This window comes from Bradyrhizobium sp. KZN70725, from assembly GCF_055264925.1.
This window is the reverse complement of record NZ_JBUYWT010000012.1, coordinates 148,669-165,103: the sequence shown is the minus strand read 5'-3', so window position 1 is coordinate 165,103 and position 16,435 is coordinate 148,669. Positions and strand designations below refer to the sequence as shown.

The following is a 16,435-nucleotide window of genomic DNA, read 5'->3' as shown; positions in this document are numbered from 1 at the left end:
CGCCCCTGACAGAATCGCGGGCGCGGTGCGACCGCCGCGCTGGCGGTGTTTCCAGGCGCCCGCGGGAGCGCGGCCGGGCCGGCGGGCTGGGCATGTTGCACGCCGGGCGATAGGTAAGCCCTTGTATCGCAGAGGCTTACCGTGCGCGCTAAAGTTTCGCCGGAGGGGCCATTTGGTTCTTTGCAAGGCCGAAAGGCTTTGTTATACGCTGCCCGCTCGCGAACAGATGTTCGCCTATTCCTCGGTAGCTCAGCGGTAGAGCATTCGACTGTTAATCGAATGGTCGCTGGTTCGAATCCAGCCCGGGGAGCCAGTTTGGTCTGGCCCCATCGATCCCCCAAATCGCCATCACAAGCCCGTGGTCCGCAGCGGACAGGCCGAAAACGTCGTCAAATCGACTCAATAGCCGTCGACACTTGCTCCCGCCGGGTCTTGAGAGGTGATTTTGATGGCCATTAACCTGATCGACCTGTCGATGCCGCAGCCGACGCTCGTTCCGAGCGATGCCCCCGACATCAGTGACGACGAGTGCGTCCGCCGGCTCGCGAGGGCCGTCGAGGAGCACGATTCCGAGCATCTCGATGAAGTTGCCCGCCTGATCGGCCGGCTCGCCGTCACGATCGAATAGACTGCGCCTTGGAGCGCGTTTTGGGAGCGCGTTTTGCACGCCAGCGGCGTGTTGCGTTTTGGCGGAGCTTGTTCCAAAAGATGGCCCTGTTCTAGCTTCTCCAGCGGCAATGCCGCGACTTGCAGGGTCTCCGCCAATGACCGGTTTTTCGACCGCGCGCCAGTATATGGTCGATGGTCAGGTGCGTCCGAGCGACGTGACCGATGATCGCATTCTCGATGCCATGCTGACCGTGCCGCGCGAGGTCTTCGTGCCGGCCAGCAAGCAGGCGCTGGCCTATCTCGACCTCGACCTCGATGTCGCCGAGGGCGGTGCGACGAGGCGCTGCCTGATCACGCCGGCGCTGCTCGCCCGGATGCTCCAGGCCGCCGAGATCAAGGCCACCGACCGCGTCCTCGTGGTCGGCTGCGCGACCGGCTACGCCGCCGCCGTCGTGGCGCGCTTTGCCGCAGAGGTCAGCGCGACCGAAAGCGATCCGGCCCTTGCCGCAAAGGCGACCACGGCGTTCGCCGAGCTCGGGATCCAGAATATCACGGTCAAAGCGGCCGCGGCCGCCGATGGCGATGCCGCGGGCGCCCCGTTTGACGTCATTATCCTCAATGGTGCGACGGAAATCGTCCCGACCGGGCTGTTCGGCCAACTCAAGGAGGGGGGCCGGCTGGTCGGGGTGTTCGGCCTGTTGCCGCCGCCGCGCGCCACCCTGGTGACGCACTCCCACGGGGATTTCGGCCATCGCGAGCTGTTCGACGCCTCGGCCCCCGTTTTACCCGGATTCGAGCGAGTTCCCGCCTTCGTCTTCTGACCGCGATGGCGGCGCACCGGCTGATAAAATCCCGTTCCGAATCAGAAGTGTGGCCCGTTTGCCCCATGTGAAGAGTTTCGACCGTGTTCCGTTGCGGGGTAGTTCCGTTGGCCCTAGCTGCGGACTAAGGTGAGGCGGGACTCACTTCGACTGAAGCGACCGCCGGACTGATTTGCGTGTGGGAGACGGCGACTACAATGATTGGATTTCCGGGGATGCGTGGGGTGAAGGTTGTCACCGCGGCTGCGACTGCCGTCCTTCTGTTGGCGGAGATGGGCCCTGTGCCCGCACTCGCCGATACAATCGAGGCCGCGCTGGTGCGGTCCTACCAAAACAATCCCCAGCTGAACGCGCAACGCGCGCAGGTGCGGTCAACTGATGAGAACGTTCCGCAGGCACTGTCGGGCTACCGCCCGAAAGTCGCACTGACGGCAAGCGCGGGGTACCAATACACCGATACGCTGACGACACAGGGCGGCGACGCGAACAATCTTGTCCGCACCCAAATCCATGGCGCCAACGCGCCGCGCAGCGCAGGCCTCACGGTCAACCAATCGCTGTTCAACGCGCAGACCGCGCCCAGGGTGCGCGCGGCCGAAAGCCAGGTCTCGGCGGCGCGCGAGGGCCTGCGTGTGCTCGAGCAAACCGTGATCCTGAGCGCGGCTACGATCTACATGGACTATCTCCGCGACTCCGCCATCGTCGAAGTTCAGCGCAGCAACACGCGCGTGCTGGAACAGACGCTGAAGCAGACCCAGGACCGCTTCAATGTCGGCGAAGTGACGCGGACCGACGTCGCGCAATCCGAAGCGCAGCTCGCGGCAGGTAAAACCCAGCAGCTCACCGCCGAATCGAACCTGACGACGACGCGATCGAATTTCCGCCGCATCATCGGCAACGAGCCGCAGAATCTCGCGCCGGGCTCGCCGGTCGACCGCTTCCTGCCGACGACGCTTGCGGCCGCCGTCGATCTCAGCCTGACCCAGAATCCGAACGTCACCTCGGCGATGTACGGCGTCGACGTCAACTTCCTGCAGGTCAAGGTCAGCGAGGGTGCGCTGTTCCCGTCGGTCAACCTGCAAACGTCGGTGCAGCAGCAATACGAACAGACCCTGATCAGCCAGCGCGCATTCAGCGCGGGAACGGCGGTCCAGCTGTCGGTGCCACTCTACCAGGGCGGTGCGGAATACTCGCTGATCCGCCAGTCCAAGGAATCGCTGGCGCAGCAGCGCCTCGTGCTCGAACAGACCCGCGATCAGGCGCGCGCCAACGTCGTCACCGCGTGGGGCCAGCTGGTCGCCGGCAAGTCGCAGGTGGCATCGGCACAGGCGCAGGTGACTGCGTCGGAGATCGCCCTGAACGGCGTGCGCGAAGAGGCCAAGGCCGGTCAACGCACCACGCTCGACGTGCTCAACGCGCAGCAGGCGCTCGTCAACGCGCGCAACGCGCTGGTCACCGCGCAGCACGACCGCGTCGTCGCGTCCTATAACGTGCTGAGCGCGGTTGGCCGCTTGTCGCCGCAGGTGCTCGGGCTTTCGACCAACGTCTACGATCCGAGCGTGCATTACCAGCAGGTTCGTGACAACTGGGCCGGCGTACGCACGCCCGACGGCCGCTAAACACCTTCGCATCGTCATCGCTTATCGCGTCATGTTTGTGGTTCTGAGTTAATCAGGACCACAAACAGGCGCGTTTGCTTGCATTCGATAATTGGCCTGACATACCGTTTTGTCGGGCAGCAAGGCGATTCGCGGCGCGCCGGCGTAGCGTGATGACAGGTGCGACGCCCCCTGTGAGCACGCTGCATTGGGCGACACGAAGCTTGCACAAAGCCTCGGGCGGGCTTGATCTGGGGACAAGTCGGGCGGGAGCAGTCAAAACTCCGCCCGCATCATCGGAACCGGCGAATCCTCTCGGGCTTGATGTAAAATCGTTTCGATGTGGAGTCGGAGATGACGCAACCTGCGAAGGTCCAAGAGCCCTCGATGGAGGAGATCCTGGCGTCGATCCGTCGCATCATTGCCGACGACGAGGCGAAGCCGGCCGCGGCCGAGAAGCCTGCGGCCGCCGCTGCAGCCCCGGCGCCGAAGGTCGAGCCAGCACCAGCAGCCAAGCCCGCGATGAAGAGCCCGCCGTCCGCAGCGCCACCGGCCGCGAAGGCCGCCGCGCCGGCGCCGAAATCACCGCCGCCTGCGGCGCCGGCACCGGCGGCCAGCAACAGTCAGGACGATATCGACTCGCTGCTCGCCAGCCTCGATGAGGCGACGCCCGCAGCCGAGATCAGGCCGTCGCCGCAGCCCGCGGCCCAGCCCGAAGCCGACGTGTTCGAACTCACCGACGAGATGGCGCTGCCGGACCCGGCCGCCGCGCCGTCGTTCCGCAAGGTCGAGCCGCAGGACGACCTCGAGTTCACGGAAGCGCGGAGCCGGGCGCCGGAACCGGCCCGGGAGCCGCCGGCGATCGAGACCGCGCCCATGCAGCAGATCATCTCGGGAACCACGATGCGGGCCGTCGAGTCGGCCTTCAACTCTTTGGCCAACACCGTGCTGAGCAACAATGCGCGGACGCTCGAGGATCTGGTCAAGGAGATGCTGCGGCCGATGCTGAAGTCCTGGCTGGACGACAATCTGCCCGGGCTGGTCGAGCGGATCGTCAAGGCCGAGATCGAGCGGGTATCCCGCGGGCGCTAGCTCCGCCGCGGGCGCTAGCTCCGCCGTGGGCGCTAGCAACGCAACCGGCGCGAGGCTGACTCCCGCCGTTGGGCCTGGCGGCCCTCAATCAGCTCCCCAAATGCCCTAAACGTCGATTTGACGTACTGGTCCGGTTGACTTGGTGCGCTCCGGCGGCTTTCTAACGCTTTCCATGGTCCACAGCGCATTGTCATGATCGAGAAAAACTACCAGCCCGCCGATATCGAGCACCGGATGGCCCGGATCTGGGAGGAGAGCGGTGCGTTCAAGGCCGGCCGGCCTGAACGCAAGGACGCCGCGCCTTTTACCATTGTGATCCCGCCGCCGAACGTGACCGGCTCGCTGCACATGGGCCACGCGCTCAACAATACGCTGCAGGACATCCTGTGCCGCTTCGAGCGGATGCGCGGCCGCGACGTGCTGTGGCAGCCCGGCACTGATCACGCCGGCATCGCCACCCAGATGGTGGTCGAGCGTCAGCTGATGGAACGGCAGGAGCCGGGCCGGCGCGACATGGGCCGCGCCAAGTTCCTCGAGCGAGTCTGGCAGTGGAAGGCCGAGAGCGGCGGCACCATCGTCAACCAGCTCAAGCGTCTCGGCGCCTCCTGCGACTGGTCGCGCGAGCGCTTCACCATGGACGAGGGCCTGTCGCGCGCCGTCGTCAAGGTGTTCGTCGAGCTGCACCGCGATGGCCTGATCTACAAGGACAAGCGCCTGGTCAATTGGGACCCGAAGCTGCTCACCGCGATCTCCGATCTCGAAGTGCAGCAGGTCGAGGTCAGGGGCCATCTCTGGTACCTGCGCTACCCGATCGAGGGCCGCAGCTTCAGCCCCGAGGATCCGAAATCGTTCATCGTGGTCGCGACGACGCGCCCCGAGACGATGCTCGGCGACACCGCGGTCGCGGTGCATCCGGACGACGAGCGCTACGCCGATCTGGTCGGCCAGCACGTCATCCTGCCGCTGGTCGGCCGCAGGATTCCGATCGTCGCCGACGACTATTCCGATCCGGAGAAGGGCTCGGGCGCGGTCAAGGTGACGCCTGCGCACGACTTCAACGACTTCGAGATCGGCAAGCGTCACGGCCTGCCGCAGATCAGCGTGCTCGACCAGGAAGGCAGCCTCAGCCTGGTGGGCAACGAGGACTATCTGCGCGGCCTGCCTGTCGGCGCCGACGAGTTCGCCGCCGAGTTTGACAAGATCGAGCGCTTCGCGGCGCGCAAGAAGATCGTCGCAAGGCTGGAGGAGTTCGGCTTCCTCGAGCGGATCGAGCCCAACACCCACATGGTGCCGCATGGCGACCGCTCCGGTGTCGTGATCGAGCCGTATCTGACCGACCAGTGGTATGTCGACGCCAAGACGCTGGCGCAGCCGGCGATCGCGGCGGTGCGCTCCGGCGAAACCACGTTCGTGCCGAAGAACTGGGAAAAGACCTATTTCGAGTGGATGGAGAACATCCAGCCCTGGTGCATCTCGCGCCAGCTCTGGTGGGGCCATCAGATCCCGGCGTGGTACGGACCCGACGGCAAGGTGTTCGTCGCCGAGACCGAGGAAGAGGCGGTCGGCCACGCGCTCGGCTATTACGTCGAGCAGGAAGTCATCACGCCGGAGCAGGGCCACGACATGGCGGTCGACCCCGCCAAGCGCGAGGGCTTCATCACGCGTGACGAGGACGTGCTCGACACCTGGTTCTCGTCGGCCCTGTGGCCGTTCTCGACGCTGGGCTGGCCGGACGACACGCCGGAGGTCGCGCGCTACTACCCGACCAATACGCTGGTTACCGGCTTCGACATCATCTTCTTCTGGGTCGCCCGCATGATGATGATGGGCCTCCATTTCATGAAGGAGGCGCCGTTCTCGACCGTCTACATCCACCGCCTCGTCCGCGACGAGAAGGGCGCCAAGATGTCGAAGTCGAAGGGCAACGTCATCGACCCGCTCGGCGTGATCGACGAATACGGCGCCGACGCGCTGCGCTTCGCGCTGACCCGCGAGGCGGCCCAAGGCCATGACATCCGCCTGTCGCCGCATCTGGTCGAGACCAACCGCAATTTCGCGACCAAGTTCTGGAACGCCTGTCGGTTCGCCGAGATGAACGAGTGCGTCAAGCCGGACGGTTTCGATCCGAAGGGCGCAAAGGAGACGTTGAACCGCTGGATCGCGCACGAAACCTCGCGCGTCACCCGCGAGGTGACCGAGACGATCGAGGATCATCGCTTCAACGATGCCGCGGGCGCGATCTACCGCTACGTCTGGAACGTGTTCTGCGACTGGTATCTTGAGCTCGCGAAACCCGTGCTGATGGGCGAGGAGGGCGCGGCCAAGGCCGAGACCCGCGCCATGATCGCCTGGACCCGCGACGAGATCCTCAAGCTGCTGCATCCGTTCATGCCCTTCATCACCGAGGAGCTGTGGGCGGTGACCGCACAGCGCGACGGCCTGTTGGTCTTGGCGTCCTGGCCGCGCAAGTCGGGCGTGACCGGCGAGCAGCTGGCCGCGATCGCGACCGCCGGTCCGGTGGTCGATCCGATCATTCCGCCGGTGATTGCCGCGCTCGACGCCGACGAGTTCAGCGATCCCGCGGCCGAGGCCGAGATCGGCTGGGTGGTCGATCTCGTCACTGCGATGCGGTCGGTGAAGGCGGAAATGAACATCCCGCCGTCGACACTGACGCCGCTGGTGATCGCGGGCGCCTCCGACGAGACGCGGGACCGCGCGCGGCGCTGGAACGACACCATCAAGCGGCTCGCGCGATTGTCGGATATCTCGTTCGCCGATCACCCGCCGGAAGGCGCGGTGCAGCTCCTTGTCCGCGGCGAGGCGGTCGCGCTGCCGCTGAAGGGCGTGATCGATCTCGCGGCCGAACGCACGCGGCTGGAGAAGGAGCTCGGCAAGGCCGACGCCGACATCAAGCGGGTCGATGCCAAGCTCGCCAACGACAAGTTCGTCGCCAACGCGCCGGACGAGCTCGTCGAGGAAGAGAAGGAAAAGCGCGCGGCAGCAGCGGAGCGCCGCGCCAAGATTCTCGAGGCGATCGAGCGGTTGAAGAAGGCGTCATAGCTGATAACGCCGTGGTGCTCAAAACCGCTTGCTGAGGAATTTTGATCCCTTCAGCCCGTAGCGCCAAGGCAGGTCGACGGCCTTGGTGATGCCGATCCGCACCCCGGTGATGATGTCGGGGGCTTCGGTCCGCGCATGGAGCGCGATCGGGGCGCGGTCGAGTGGCAATTCGCTGTGCGCGATGGTGATGCCGAGCGCCTCGCAGAGCTTGCCGGGCCCCGAGCACAGCGCGCGCTCGTCTTCCAGCCCGCGCCGCCGGCGCATCGCCGCGAGCCCATGGGTCGGCTCGATCGCGCGGATCAGCACGGCGCTGGCCGAGCCCGCTTCCTCGCAGACGAAGTTGACGCACCAATGGATGCCGTAGGAGCGGTAGACGTAGGAGAAGCCCGGCGGGCCGAACATCACCTGGTTGCGCGGGGTCGGCCCGCGGTAGGAATGCGCCGCCGGGTCGGTGTGATGATAGGCCTCGACCTCGGTGATGATGCCGCCGGCGCCGCCGACCAGGAAGGTCGCGCCGATCAGGTCGGGGGCGACCTCGTGGACGCTGCGATCGAAGAAGGAGCGTTTCAGCGCCTTGCCGAGGCGCGGCGCGGTCGCGCTGATGGGTAGGGGTTTTTGAGCCATTTTGAGGTGGGAATCGGCATGGAACGGGCCGCAAGACTGCCAATATATGGGCAGGTCTGCTAGGGTCGCGGGGCGGGTTGCGAGCCGCGTCAACACCGATTAGCTAAGCCGTTGGTTCGGAGCATTGATCTGCCTGGATCATGCTCCCGCGACTTGCAGGCATCCATGGTCACCATCGTCGATACCATCTCCATCACTCAGCTCCGCCCGCGGCACCCCGAAAAGGTCAACCGGCCGGATGCCGTGTCGCCGCCGAAGCCGGACTGGATCCGGGTTCGTGCGCCGAACACGCGCGGCTATGCAGATACGCGCCGGATCGTGAAGGAGAACGGCCTCGTCACGGTGTGCGAGGAGGCGGGCTGCCCCAATATCGGTGAGTGCTGGGACAAGAAGCACGCCACCTTCATGATCATGGGCGACACCTGCACGCGCGCCTGCGCGTTCTGCAACGTCAAGACCGGCATGCCCGGCGCGCTCGAGGCGAGCGAGCCGGAATACGTCGCGGAGGCCACCGCCAAGCTCGGGCTCAGTCATGTCGTGGTCACTTCGGTCGACCGCGACGATCTCGCCGACGGCGGCGCCGAGCATTTTGCCGAGACCATCCGCGCCATCCGCGCGCGCTGCCCGAGCACCACGATCGAGATCCTGACACCGGACTTCCTGCGCAAGGACGGCGCGCTGGAGCGCGTGGTCGTGGCCAAGCCCGACGTCTTCAACCACAATCTGGAAACCGTGCCGTCGCGCTATCTGACGGTCCGTCCCGGCGCCCGCTATTTCCATTCCATCCGGCTGCTGCAGCGGGTCAAGGAGATGGATCCGACCATCTTTACCAAATCAGGCATCATGGTCGGACTCGGCGAGGAGCGGCACGAGGTGCTGCAGGTGATGGACGATCTGCGCTCGGCCGACGTCGATTTCCTGACCATCGGCCAGTATTTGCAGCCGACCCGCAAGCATCACGCCGTGATGCGCTACGTGACGCCGGACGAGTTCGCAGGCTACGAGCGCGTCGCCTATACCAAGGGCTTTTTGATGGTGTCGGCGAGCCCGTTGACGCGCTCGTCGCATCACGCCGGCGAGGATTTCGCCAAACTGCAGGCGGCGCGCACGGCCCGCGGCCGCTAGATTTTTGCAAACGGCGGTAGGCCGGCGCCGTCACGCGCCGTTGCTTGATCGGGCCTTGACCGAACCTTGACCGAATCTTGGACTGGACCAATGCAGCGCGTTCTGGTGATGGGATCGTCGGGATCCGGCAAGTCGACCTTTGCGCGGCGGCTGTCCGCGATGACAGGGATTCCGACCGTGTCGATCGATGCGCTGTTCTGGAAACCGGGCTGGGTCGAGTCGGGCAGGGACGAATTCGAGCGCCGCGTGACCGAAGCAGCCCAGGAGCCGCGCTGGATCATGGATGGGAACTACATGAGGCATGGTGCAGGGGAATTGCGCCGGGAGCTCTCCGACACGATCATCTGGTTCGACCTGCCGCGGTCGACCTGTATGCTCGGTATCTTCAGGCGGATAGCCGGGAGCTATGGCGAGGTCCGCCCGGAGATGGCGGAAGGCTGCCCTGAGAAGATCGATCTCGAATTCTTCCGCTACGTCTGGACCTATCGCCGGCAGCAGCGGCCGAAGCTGATCGAGTATTTTGCCGGCTTGCGGCCCGATCAATCGCTGGTCTGTTTCACCGATCGGGCGCAGGCGGATGATTATCTGAAGCGCCTCGCACTCGGGCAAAACCGTGCGAGTATCCACTGATGCCACGATTCTCAAGCAAGCGGCGGGTCCGGCACACCGCACCCCAAATGTTCGATCTGGTTGCCGACGTCGAGCGCTATCCCGAATTCGTGCCGCTATGCCAGTCGCTCAAGATCCGCCAGCGCACGCCCAAGGACGACGGCACCGAGGTCGTGGTGGCGGACATGACGGTGTCCTTCAAGCTGGTGCGGGAAACCTTCACCAGCAAGGTGACGCTCGACCGGGCCAATCTGAATATCCTGGTCGAATATCTGCGCGGCCCGTTCAGCAATCTGGAGAATCGCTGGAGTTTTGAGCCGAAGTCAGAAACCGAATGCGATGTCGGCTTCTTCCTGAACTACGAATTCAAGAGCCGGATGCTGGCGATGCTGATGGGCTCGATGTTCGACGCCGCATTCTCGCGCTTTGCCGCGGCGTTCGAGAAGCGCGCGGATCAGGTCTACGGCAAGCCGCAGCTGTCGACGTAGCGAAGCCGTCTCGTCTACATCTCTGGAACGCAAATGCCCGCACGAGGCCGGGCACGACGGATGGTGCGGGAGAGCGTTCGCCGACTTACGGGCAGGATCGCCGCACGCCGCCGGATGCGATGTAGGTGCCCGAAGCGGGGTCGTAGGTACGGAAACGCTGGGAGCAATAAGCGTCGTTGTTGGCCTTGGCCTGGCTCGCCGCAATCGCGCCGCCGATGATCGCGCCGGCCGCCAGCCCGCCGATGATCGCCGCGCCGTTACTGCCGCGATCGCGATAGTAACCACCGCGGTAGCCGTATCCGCCGCGATAGCCGTAACGCGGACCACCGTGCCAGTGACGATACTGCACATGCTCGACGGAGGTAGGCTGATCCTGCAATCGCGCGGGAGCGAGTGGTGCGGCGGACGAAGGCACAACAGTCGACAGCGTCATGGCGCCAGCGCTGATGGCGGCCACGACCAAAGTTCCCAACTTCATCATTTTCTCCTTGTTGTGGGATTTTGCTGTTGGACGAACAATCGAAACAGCAGAGTTGGAACAACATAAAGCGGCGAAGCCGCGTCAAAGTTCCATTTCAGCTAAGCGTCACCGGGCCGCAGTTGACACAAGCCCGTGTAAGGCGGGCCGTGGCGCGACTTGTTGGGCCTATCCGCGCGGCGGCCGGCGGCGTTTCGCAGCGTGGCTCCGCGGCGACCGGGCCACCCTTGGCCGCAACCGGCTGGCCGCCTCGCGACGCGGCTTGGCGGCCTGCGGCGGGCGCGCAAGCTCCATCAGCATGCGCAATGCTTCGACCACGGAGCGCTGCCGCACCGTGCTGCGGCCGATCGCGCCAAATCGCTGCTCACGATGAATGATGCGGCCGTCGCGCGCGGCGACGGCGAAATGCACCAGGCCGACCGGCTTGCCCGGTGTCGCACCGCCCGGGCCCGCGATGCCGGTGATCGAGACCGCAAGGTCGACGCCGGCCTTTTCCAGCGCGCCGATCGCCATCGCAGTCGCGGTTTCCTTGCTCACCGCGCCGAACGTTTCGAGCGTGGCCGCCTTGACGCCGAGCATGACCCGCTTGGCCTCGTTCGAATAGGTCACGAAGCCGCGGTCGATCACGTCGGAAGAGCCGGGGATGTCGGTGAGCGCACCCGCGACCAGGCCGCCGGTGCAGGATTCGGCGGTCGCGATGGTCAGCTTGCGCATCCGGCACAGGTCGAGCAGCGAGCGGGAGAGGGCACGAGCGTCGCTGTCGCCCATGTCAGGCACTCCGGCCTTTATCGTCCCAGCCTTTATCATCCCACGGGAGACGGACCGTGGCGCTCGCGGTTGCCGCGATGCCTTCCTCGCGGCCGGTGAAGCCGAGCCGCTCGCTGGTGGTGGCCTTGACCGCCACGCGCGAGACGTGGACGCCGGAGATCTCCGCGATCTTCGCCCGCATGGTGTCGCGCAACGGCCCGATCTTCGGCCGCTCGCAGATCAGCGTCACCTCGAGATTGGCGATCCGTCCGCCACGCGCGGTGACGCGCTCGACCGCGTATTTCAGGAACTGGTCGGAGGAGGCGCCCTTCCACTTGGCGTCGCTCGGCGGGAAATGCGAGCCGATATCGCCGTCGGCCAGCGCGCCGAGGATCGCGTCGACCAGCGCATGCAGCCCGACATCGCCGTCGGAATGGGCCAGGAATCCCTTCGTGTGCGGCACGCGCACGCCGCAGATCATGACATGGTCACCGTCGCCAAAGGCATGCACGTCGTAGCCGGTGCCGGTTCTGATGTCGCCGAGCTGGCTTGCGAGCCGCGCTTCCTCGCGCACGAAGTCCTCGGGTGTGGTGAGTTTCATGTTGGCAGCATCACCTTCAAACGTCGCAACCGTCAATCCCGCCCACTCGGCAAGCGCCGCATCGTCGGTGAAATCGGAGCGGCCATCGCGCGCTGCGCGACGATGCGCCTCCAATATTACGTCGAAACGAAAAGCCTGTGGCGTCTGCGCGATCCGCAGGCGCGCGCGCTCCGGCGTCGCCTCGACGTCGCCGGCATCGCCGGTGAGCTTGATGGTGTCGGTGACGGGAATCACGGGGATCGCAGCGCCGGTCCGGCCGGCCGCGGCGATCGCGCGCGAGATCACGGCTGATGTGACGAAGGGGCGCGCGGCATCGTGGATCAGCACGATGTCCGGCTTTTCGCTTGCGAGCGCCTCGAGCCCGGCATGGACCGAGGCCTGCCGGGTCGCGCCGCCCGGCGTCGGCGGCCGATGGCGGAGGCCTGCGACGGCTTCATCGAACAGCGCGGTGTCGTCAGGATTGACCACAGGCTGCACCGCAAACACGTCCGGATGTCCGGAGAACGCCTCCATGGCGCGGTAGATCACCGTCTGTCCGCCGATCGTCCGGTATTGCTTCGGCCCGCCTGCGCCGGCGCGCAGTCCACGGCCGGCTGCGACAAGGATGGCTGCGGTACGCTCAGGCTTCGGCATTTTGAACCAGTGACAGACGAATCGGGGATGAGGGGGACGGCGAGGATCGCCGCGCACAGCCCTTAGCATGACCGCTGCGCAAAAACAGAGCGTTTGCCGATGACTGTGGGAAAAGCAGATTTTGTTGCGGTGCACCTGCACTGATGATAGGAATGTCTAAACCGTAGGCATGAGCCTTGACTGCACAAGAATTGTGCGCAGAATAGGCGACGTCAGCTGCAATGGCGTGGCTGACAGAACGACGAGACGGCTGTGACCGGCGTGCAAAGTACTCCTCGTAACCCATTGAAGATCGGCGATATTGCTGTCGCCAACCGGGTTCTCCTCGCGCCCATGTCCGGCATCACCGATGCGCCCTTCCGGCGACTCGCTGCCACTTTGGGCGCCGGCCTGGTGGTCTCCGAGATGACCGCCAGCAACGATCTGGTGAACGGCAAGCCGATGTCGAAGCTGCGTTGCGAGGCAGCCGGGGTCGGGCCGCATGTGGTCCAGCTGGCGGGCTGCGAGACCCACTGGATGGCGGAGGGCGCACGGATCGCCGAAGGCGCCGGCGCCGACGTCATCGACATCAACATGGGCTGTCCGGCCCGCCACGTGACCGGGGGCCAGTCCGGCTCGGCCCTGATGCGCGACCTCGACCACGCGGTCACGCTGATCGAGGCGACGCTGTCGGCGGTCAGGGTGCCGGTCACGCTGAAGATGCGGCTCGGCTGGGATGATCGCTCGCTCAATGCACCGGAACTGGCGCGCCGCGCCGAGGCCGCCGGCGTGCAGATGATCACCGTGCATGGCCGGACCCGCTGCCAGTTCTACAAGGGCGAGGCGAACTGGAACGCGGTGCGCGCGGTCAAGGACGCCGTCACCGTCCCGGTCGTGGTCAACGGCGATATCACCTCGTTCGACAAGGCCGTCAGTGCGCTCGAGATGTCGGGCGCCGACGCCGTCATGATCGGCCGCGGCGCGCAGGGGCAGCCCTGGCTGCCGGGACAGATCGGCCGTCGCCTCGAGACCGGGATCGCCGAGGCCGCGCCGTCGCTCGCCGAGCAGCTCAAGCACGTTCGCGCGCTCTATGACGAGGTTTGCAGCCACTATGGCCTGCGCATCGGGCTCAAGCATGCACGCAAGCATCTGGGCTGGGCGCTGGAGGCTGCTGCGGCCTATAGCTGCGCGCCGGCCGCGACCTTGAAGACCTGGCGGCAGGCGATCCTGACCGCGGAAGAGCCGTCCAGCGTGCATCGCTCGCTCGCCGACGCCTACGACGATTTTGCCTGGAGTGCTGCCGCATGACGTCAGCCATGGAATTCCGCCGGCCGGTGCCGACTGACGGGGAGGCCATCCTCAATGCGCTGCCCAATCCGGTGCTGCTGGTCGCACCCGACGGGCGGATCGTCGACGCCAATATCGCAGCCGAATCATTCTTCGAGATATCGACCCAGTTCCTGCGCCGGCAATCGCTGAAGGAACTGGTGCCGTTCGGCAGCCCGCTGCTGGCGCTGATCGAGCAGGTGCGGACGAGCGGCTCGCCGGTCAACGAATACAAGGTCGATCTCGGCACGCCGCGGATCGGCGGCGATCGCCAGGTCGATCTGCACGTCGCGCCGCTGACCGAGCGGCCCGGGCATATCGTGGTGATGCTGCAGGAGCGCACCATCGCCGACAAGATGGATCGGCAGCTCACCCACCGCAGCGCGGCGCGCTCGGTGATCGCGCTGGCGGCGATGCTCGCCCACGAGATCAAGAACCCGCTGTCGGGCATCCGCGGCGCGGCGCAGCTTTTGGAGCAGCAGGCGTCCTCCGAGGACCGGCTGCTGACACGACTGATCTGCGACGAGGCGGACCGCATCGTGACGCTGGTCGACCGCATGGAGGTGTTCGGCGACGACCGCCCGGTGGCGCGCGGTCCGGTCAACATCCATTCCGTGCTCGATCATGTGAAGCGCCTGGCGCAGTCCGGCTTTGCCCGCAATGTCCGCTTCATCGAGGACTACGATCCGTCGTTGCCGCCGGTGCTGGCCAACCAGGACCAGCTGATCCAGGTGTTCCTCAACCTCGTGAAGAACGCGGCCGAAGCGGTGGCCGATCTCGGCACCGATGCTGAGATCCAGCTCACCACTGCGTTCCGGCCAGGCGTGCGGCTGTCGGTGCCCGGCAAGAAATCGCGGGTCTCGCTGCCGCTGGAATTCTGCGTCAAGGACAACGGCTCTGGCGTGCCGGAAGACCTGCTGCCGAACCTGTTCGATCCCTTCGTCACCACCAAGCAGACCGGCAGCGGGCTCGGCCTCGCGCTGGTCGCCAAGATCGTCGGCGATCACGGCGGCATCATCGAATGCGAGTCGCAGCCGCGCAAAACCACTTTCCGCGTGCTGATGCCGATGTACAGCGCCGCCAAGCAACTTGACCAAAGCAACCGCGATGACGTTCCGGGTACGTCCTCGCCTGCCTCTCAGGATGCACGATGAGGAACACCAATGCCTGCAGGTAGCATACTTGTCGCTGACGACGACACCGCCATCCGGACCGTCCTGAACCAGGCGCTGTCGCGCGCCGGCTATGAGGTTCGCCTCACCGGCAACGCCGCCACGCTGTGGCGCTGGGTCAGCCAGGGCGAGGGCGATCTCGTCATCACCGACGTGGTGATGCCCGACGAGAACGCATTCGATCTCTTGCCGCGGATCAAGAAGATGCGGCCGAATTTGCCTGTCATCGTGATGAGCGCGCAGAACACCTTCATGACCGCGATCCGCGCCTCCGAGCGCGGCGCCTACGAATATCTGCCGAAGCCATTCGACCTGAAGGAGCTGATCACCATCGTCGGCCGCGCGCTGGCCGAGCCGAAGGAGCGGGTCTCCAGTCCCGCCGATGACGGCGAGTTCGACTCGATCCCGCTGGTCGGCCGTTCGCCGGCGATGCAGGAAATCTACCGCTTGCTGGCGCGGCTGATGCAGACCGACCTCACCGTGATGATCTCGGGCGAATCGGGCACCGGCAAGGAGCTGGTCGCGCGCGCGCTGCACGACTACGGACGGCGCCGCAACGGCCCGTTCGTCGCGGTCAACATGGCGGCGATCCCGCGCGACCTGATCGAATCGGAGCTGTTCGGCCATGAGCGCGGCGCCTTCACCGGCGCCAACACCCGCGCCTCCGGCCGCTTCGAGCAGGCCGAGGGCGGCACGCTGTTCCTCGACGAGATCGGCGACATGCCGATGGAGGCGCAGACCCGGCTGCTCCGCGTGCTGCAGCAGGGCGAGTACACCACGGTCGGCGGCCGCACCCCGATCAAGACCGACGTCCGCATCGTCGCCGCCTCCAACAAGGACCTGCGCATCCTGATCCAGCAGGGCCTGTTCCGCGAGGACCTGTTCTTCCGCCTCAACGTGGTGCCGCTGCGGCTGCCGCCGCTGCGCGAGCGCATCGAGGATCTGCCCGACCTGATCAGACACTTCTTCTCGCTCGCCGAGAAGGACGGCCTGCCGCCGAAGAAGCTCGACGCCCAGGCACTCGAGCGGCTCAAGCAGCACCGCTGGCCGGGCAACGTCCGCGAGCTGGAAAACCTCGCGCGGCGGCTCGCCGCCCTCTATCCGCAGGACGTCATCACGTCTTCCGTCATCGACGGCGAGCTGGCGCCGCCCGCGGTCACCTCGGGCAGCACGGCGACCGTCGGCGTCGACAATCTCGGCGGCGCGGTCGAGGCCTATCTGTCCTCGCACTTCTCCGGCTTCCCGAACGGCGTGCCGCCGCCGGGCCTCTACCACCGTATCCTCAAGGAGATCGAGATCCCGCTGCTGACCGCCGCGCTGGCGGCGACCCGCGGCAACCAGATCCGGGCCGCCGACCTGCTCGGGTTGAACCGCAATACGCTACGCAAGAAGATCCGCGACCTCGACATCCAAGTCTACCGGAGCGGCGGCTAGGGCTGCCAGGGCGGGGCGCAAGCCTCGCTTCAAGCTCGC

The 16,435-nt window shown here is 65.9% G+C and carries 15 protein-coding genes and 1 tRNA gene; 12 read left to right on the top strand and 4 right to left on the bottom strand.

Features of this window, described 5'->3' with window-relative positions:
- Positions 1-238: 238 nt before the first annotated feature.
- From ACZBJS_RS14530 to ACZBJS_RS14505, 6 genes are all read left to right on the top strand, one after another.
- Positions 239-313, top strand: a tRNA-Asn gene (locus ACZBJS_RS14530).
- Between the two features lie 135 nt (positions 314-448).
- Positions 449-628 (top strand): hypothetical protein, encoded by a 180-nt coding sequence (locus ACZBJS_RS14525; RefSeq protein ID WP_050404540.1) that lies wholly within the window; start codon positions 449-451, stop codon positions 626-628.
- A 136-nt stretch (positions 629-764) separates the two neighbouring features.
- Positions 765-1,430, top strand: coding sequence for a protein-L-isoaspartate O-methyltransferase family protein (locus ACZBJS_RS14520; protein ID WP_076828767.1), 666 nt, complete (start codon positions 765-767; stop codon positions 1,428-1,430).
- Positions 1,431-1,645: 215 nt separating this feature from the next.
- Positions 1,646-3,049, top strand: coding sequence for a TolC family outer membrane protein (locus ACZBJS_RS14515; protein WP_050385334.1), 1,404 nt, complete (start codon positions 1,646-1,648; stop codon positions 3,047-3,049).
- Positions 3,050-3,382: 333 nt separating this feature from the next.
- The gene (locus ACZBJS_RS14510; RefSeq protein ID WP_168856413.1) at positions 3,383-4,120 is read left to right on the top strand and encodes a PopZ family protein; all 738 of its coding nucleotides are present in this window, start codon (positions 3,383-3,385) and stop codon (positions 4,118-4,120) included.
- A gap of 192 nt (positions 4,121-4,312) precedes the next feature.
- Positions 4,313-7,180, top strand: coding sequence for a valine--tRNA ligase (locus ACZBJS_RS14505; protein WP_463438843.1), 2,868 nt, complete (start codon positions 4,313-4,315; stop codon positions 7,178-7,180).
- 18 nt (positions 7,181-7,198) lie between these two features.
- Here ACZBJS_RS14505 and ACZBJS_RS14500 read toward each other — a convergent pair whose 3' ends face one another.
- Positions 7,199-7,804, bottom strand: coding sequence for a DNA-3-methyladenine glycosylase (locus tag ACZBJS_RS14500; RefSeq protein ID WP_076828770.1), 606 nt, complete (start codon positions 7,802-7,804; stop codon positions 7,199-7,201).
- A 165-nt stretch (positions 7,805-7,969) separates the two neighbouring features.
- On the opposite strand from ACZBJS_RS14500, the gene lipA reads away from it, so the two are divergent.
- From lipA to ACZBJS_RS14485, 3 genes are all read left to right on the top strand, one after another.
- Positions 7,970-8,929: a lipoyl synthase gene (gene lipA / locus ACZBJS_RS14495; protein WP_316394306.1), complete on the top strand. Its 960-nt coding sequence runs from the start codon at positions 7,970-7,972 to the stop codon at positions 8,927-8,929.
- Between the two features lie 90 nt (positions 8,930-9,019).
- Entirely contained in the window at positions 9,020-9,559 is a 540-nt protein-coding gene (locus ACZBJS_RS14490; protein WP_253623861.1) for a P-loop NTPase family protein, read from the top strand.
- The gene (locus ACZBJS_RS14485) at positions 9,559-10,026 is read left to right on the top strand and encodes a type II toxin-antitoxin system RatA family toxin (protein WP_076828775.1); all 468 of its coding nucleotides are present in this window, start codon (positions 9,559-9,561) and stop codon (positions 10,024-10,026) included. Before ACZBJS_RS14490 ends, ACZBJS_RS14485 begins: the two co-directional genes overlap by 1 nt.
- Positions 10,027-10,111: 85 nt before the next feature.
- Here the strand turns inward: ACZBJS_RS14485 and ACZBJS_RS14480 are convergent, their stop codons facing one another.
- The 3 genes from ACZBJS_RS14480 to ACZBJS_RS14470 form a co-directional block, all read right to left on the bottom strand.
- A complete protein-coding gene (locus tag ACZBJS_RS14480; RefSeq protein ID WP_168856409.1) occupies positions 10,112-10,507 on the bottom strand; it encodes a BA14K family protein in 396 nt (131 codons plus the stop codon).
- Between the two features lie 165 nt (positions 10,508-10,672).
- Positions 10,673-11,272 carry a CinA family protein gene (locus ACZBJS_RS14475; protein ID WP_316394310.1) on the bottom strand — a complete coding sequence of 200 codons (600 nt, stop codon included), beginning with the start codon at positions 11,270-11,272 and terminating at the stop codon, positions 10,673-10,675.
- A gap of 1 nt (position 11,273) precedes the next feature.
- Positions 11,274-12,485, bottom strand: a complete 1,212-nt coding sequence (locus ACZBJS_RS14470; RefSeq protein WP_316394311.1) for a bifunctional 2-C-methyl-D-erythritol 4-phosphate cytidylyltransferase/2-C-methyl-D-erythritol 2,4-cyclodiphosphate synthase — start codon at positions 12,483-12,485, stop codon at positions 11,274-11,276.
- Positions 12,486-12,818: 333 nt separating this feature from the next.
- Here ACZBJS_RS14470 and dusB point away from each other — a divergent pair, with 333 nt between their 5' ends.
- The 3 genes from dusB to ntrC are packed head-to-tail and all read left to right on the top strand — an operon-like array spanning position 12,819 to position 16,396.
- Entirely contained in the window at positions 12,819-13,772 is a 954-nt protein-coding gene (dusB, locus tag ACZBJS_RS14465; protein WP_233475472.1) for a tRNA dihydrouridine synthase DusB, read from the top strand.
- On the top strand, positions 13,769-14,944 hold the full coding sequence (locus ACZBJS_RS14460; RefSeq protein WP_026192783.1) for a two-component system sensor histidine kinase NtrB: 1,176 nt from the start codon (positions 13,769-13,771) through the stop codon (positions 14,942-14,944). Before dusB ends, ACZBJS_RS14460 begins: the two co-directional genes overlap by 4 nt.
- 9 nt (positions 14,945-14,953) lie before the next feature.
- Positions 14,954-16,396: a nitrogen regulation protein NR(I) gene (gene ntrC / locus ACZBJS_RS14455; RefSeq protein ID WP_463438842.1), complete on the top strand. Its 1,443-nt coding sequence runs from the start codon at positions 14,954-14,956 to the stop codon at positions 16,394-16,396.
- The last annotated feature ends 39 nt before the right edge of the window (positions 16,397-16,435 follow it).

Excerpts from the sequence above, each read along its gene's own strand:
- ACZBJS_RS14480 (WP_168856409.1), bottom strand. The coding sequence starts at position 10,507 with ATGATGAAGTTGGGAACTTTGGTCGTGGCCGCCATCAGCGCTGGCGCC.
- ACZBJS_RS14460 (WP_026192783.1), top strand. The coding sequence starts at position 13,769 with ATGACGTCAGCCATGGAATTCCGCCGGCCGGTGCCGACTGACGGGGAG.
- ACZBJS_RS14505 (WP_463438843.1), top strand. The coding sequence starts at position 4,313 with ATGATCGAGAAAAACTACCAGCCCGCCGATATCGAGCACCGGATGGCC.
- ACZBJS_RS14520 (WP_076828767.1), top strand. The coding sequence starts at position 765 with ATGACCGGTTTTTCGACCGCGCGCCAGTATATGGTCGATGGTCAGGTG.
- ACZBJS_RS14525 (WP_050404540.1), top strand. The coding sequence starts at position 449 with ATGGCCATTAACCTGATCGACCTGTCGATGCCGCAGCCGACGCTCGTT.
- ACZBJS_RS14490 (WP_253623861.1), top strand. The coding sequence starts at position 9,020 with ATGCAGCGCGTTCTGGTGATGGGATCGTCGGGATCCGGCAAGTCGACC.
- ntrC (WP_463438842.1), top strand. The coding sequence starts at position 14,954 with ATGCCTGCAGGTAGCATACTTGTCGCTGACGACGACACCGCCATCCGG.
- ACZBJS_RS14485 (WP_076828775.1), top strand. The coding sequence starts at position 9,559 with ATGCCACGATTCTCAAGCAAGCGGCGGGTCCGGCACACCGCACCCCAA.
- ACZBJS_RS14515 (WP_050385334.1), top strand. The coding sequence starts at position 1,646 with ATGCGTGGGGTGAAGGTTGTCACCGCGGCTGCGACTGCCGTCCTTCTG.
- dusB (WP_233475472.1), top strand. The coding sequence starts at position 12,819 with ATGTCCGGCATCACCGATGCGCCCTTCCGGCGACTCGCTGCCACTTTG.
- ACZBJS_RS14475 (WP_316394310.1), bottom strand. The coding sequence starts at position 11,272 with ATGGGCGACAGCGACGCTCGTGCCCTCTCCCGCTCGCTGCTCGACCTG.
- lipA (WP_316394306.1), top strand. The coding sequence starts at position 7,970 with ATGGTCACCATCGTCGATACCATCTCCATCACTCAGCTCCGCCCGCGG.
- ACZBJS_RS14510 (WP_168856413.1), top strand. The coding sequence starts at position 3,383 with ATGACGCAACCTGCGAAGGTCCAAGAGCCCTCGATGGAGGAGATCCTG.
- ACZBJS_RS14500 (WP_076828770.1), bottom strand. The coding sequence starts at position 7,804 with ATGGCTCAAAAACCCCTACCCATCAGCGCGACCGCGCCGCGCCTCGGC.
- ACZBJS_RS14470 (WP_316394311.1), bottom strand. The coding sequence starts at position 12,485 with ATGCCGAAGCCTGAGCGTACCGCAGCCATCCTTGTCGCAGCCGGCCGT.